At 60.8% G+C, this 2,250-nt stretch carries 3 protein-coding genes; 1 reads left to right on the forward strand and 2 read right to left on the reverse strand.

Going from position 1 to position 2,250, the window contains the following annotated elements; all coding sequences use genetic code 11:
• Both istA and AC0L3A_RS40485 read right to left on the reverse strand, forming a co-directional pair.
• Positions 1 to 812: IS21 family transposase (istA, locus tag AC0L3A_RS40480; protein ID WP_473256554.1), on the reverse strand; the 812-nt coding region annotated here is incomplete at its 3' end.
• 170 nt (positions 813 to 982) lie between these two features.
• Positions 983 to 1,267, reverse strand: coding sequence for a transposase domain-containing protein (locus AC0L3A_RS40485; protein WP_473256556.1), 285 nt, complete (start codon positions 1,265 to 1,267; stop codon positions 983 to 985).
• Between the two features lie 553 nt (positions 1,268 to 1,820).
• Here AC0L3A_RS40485 and AC0L3A_RS40490 point away from each other — a divergent pair.
• Positions 1,821 to 2,237, forward strand: a complete 417-nt coding sequence (locus AC0L3A_RS40490; RefSeq protein WP_473256555.1) for a recombinase family protein — start codon at positions 1,821 to 1,823, stop codon at positions 2,235 to 2,237.
• The last annotated feature ends 13 nt before the right edge of the window (positions 2,238 to 2,250 follow it).

Genomic DNA, 2,250 nt, shown 5'->3' on the forward strand with positions numbered 1-2,250 from the left:
GTCCGCCCCAGGCAACGCCTATCACCGCGCAACCACCAGAATGAGGTGCAGTATGAAGCAATCGCCTTGTCGCGCGGACGATACGGCCGCGCCGGGACGATGGCGGAGCGGTAATGGCGGGCGAGATCGGCATAGGTCCGGTTGACCATCGGCTCGTGAAAGCAGGCCCGGGTGATGCCGGCCTTGAGATTGTCGCTCACCGTCTGCCGGGCCGCGCCGCCGAAATAGGCAAATGCGCGAACGTGTGAGGCTATCCAGTGCGGCAGGCTTTGGCTGAGGCTGGCCTCGGCGTAGGTGTAGTTCGAGGCGCCGAGCACGGCGACGAAGATCTGTGCGCTGCGCACCTCACCGGTGAGCCCGTCAACCACCTCCATGGTGTGGCCGGAATAGTCGACGAACAGCTTCTCGCCGGCGACATGGATCTGGCGCAGGGTGGGCTTGAGGAGGCCGGCCCATTCCTTGTAGCGTTCGCAGAACCACGAATAGCTGAAGCAGTCGGAGTTTGCGTCGCAATACTCCTCCCACAGCAGCATCAGCGTGACGTTCGGGCGCCGCAGCTCGCGATGCACCAGCGCCCAATCCGGCTGTAGACGCTCGTCGCTGGGCCGATCGGATGGCGGCGGATATAGGCGGTTCTCAAGCCGGACGTCGTCATCCAGCTCCGGCGGCAACGGCCAGGTCAGGCCGGCCCGGCGGGTTCGGTTGAGGTACTTGCTGACCGTGCCCTGGGCCAAGCCCAGGCTGCGGGCAACGGCGCGTTGCGACATGCCGACGCTGTAGTGCAGGCGTAGAACTTCGCGAATGTGGCGCATGGACAGTCTCTCGGTCGGCATCTCGATCCTCTGCGGTTAGGCAAAAGACCAAGCTGCCCGGGTTGCAGACTGTCAGCGGCGCGCGCCTCCTGGTTACCCCGATCGCAATCGCTGGAAATAGCGATCACGATCCGCTGGAAACGGTGATCACGATGCTCTGGAATGGGTGATCACGATCGGCTGGAACACGCTCCATCAGGCAGCCTGCCTCCGGTTACGTCGTCGTTGGCCGCGGCACGAGCCGCCTGTGCCGTGATGGTGAAGAGAGGCAGCTGTCCGGGATCCAGTGTCTCGGAGCGGGGACCGAAGATCGTGCGCTTGAACTGGGACAGGATCATCAGGAGCTTGTCGTTCTCCTGAACCGCAGCGTCGCGTTGGGCGATCGCCGCATCACGCTCGGCCGAAAGCGTGCTGCATTCCACCGACAACGCCGCAAGCCTTGACGACAGCGCCATCACGGTTTGTCGGAGCAATGCTGGATCGGAAGGCAAATCACTCATGCGGAGTGATTTTACAACAACTCCGCATGAGTGACGAGCTACTCTTAATACGGATCAACCAGCTCGCGCTGGCTGATCCACAACCCGCATCGGCACACGCTTCCAGTCTGAGCCATCGAGCGAGGGGATTGAGGAATGTCCCCAATAGTGAGTCTGACGAATCATTTCCGGAGGTGGTCCAAGTTCGAGACCCCCACCATCCTTTGTACGGCCGCTCATATCGAGTGATCAGGAAGATCGGCCAGCGAGGCCGAAGCATTCCCGCTTCGTATGAAGTTGAGTTTCGCACGGGAAGCAGTCTCCTGATTCAGGCAACCGCAATCGAATATTATGGACAAGAAGCAAATCAGATTAAGCTGAGTATGGAGGCTCTACTCGAGCTTTTATCGACAGCGGATTGTCCCGACGCACATGAGCATGGATCCAGCCGATCTTTGGTCGACGCTGACGCCCGCGCTCCGACGCCAGATCGTCGAAGACGTCGCCGCGATTTTGGCGGAGATCCCTCATGAAGTCCGAGTTGGTCACACCAAGCCACTTGGCGCGCAAAGCCGTAGTCTACATCCGGCAGTCGACGCCCCACCAGGTCGTAAGCAATCAGGAGAGCCTGCGCCTTCAATACGCGCTTCGCAAGCGCGCCCGCGAACTCGGATGGCGTGACGCGGCCATCGACGTGATTGACACCAATCTCGGGTTGAGCGGCGCCTCTACAGCGCATCGTAATGGCTTCAAAGAACTCGTTGGCCGCGTTGGCCTGAGTGAAGTGGGGCTCATCCTGTCGATCGACGTGACTCGCTTGGCGCGTAATTGTACCGACTGGTATCCGCTCTTGGATATCTGTGGTCTGCGTGGCTGTCTGATGAGCTATCGCCGAAAGTTGGTGACGGCGGGAATCGGGAAGGCGGCATATCGTGGGGGTGCTTGACGCCTCCACTTCT

The sequence above is a fragment of the Bradyrhizobium sp. MI1.3 genome, assembly GCF_055811695.1.

Excerpts from the sequence above, each read along its gene's own strand:
- AC0L3A_RS40490 (WP_473256555.1), top strand. The coding sequence starts at position 1,821 with ATGAAGTCCGAGTTGGTCACACCAAGCCACTTGGCGCGCAAAGCCGTA.
- AC0L3A_RS40485 (WP_473256556.1), bottom strand. The coding sequence starts at position 1,267 with ATGGCGCTGTCGTCAAGGCTTGCGGCGTTGTCGGTGGAATGCAGCACG.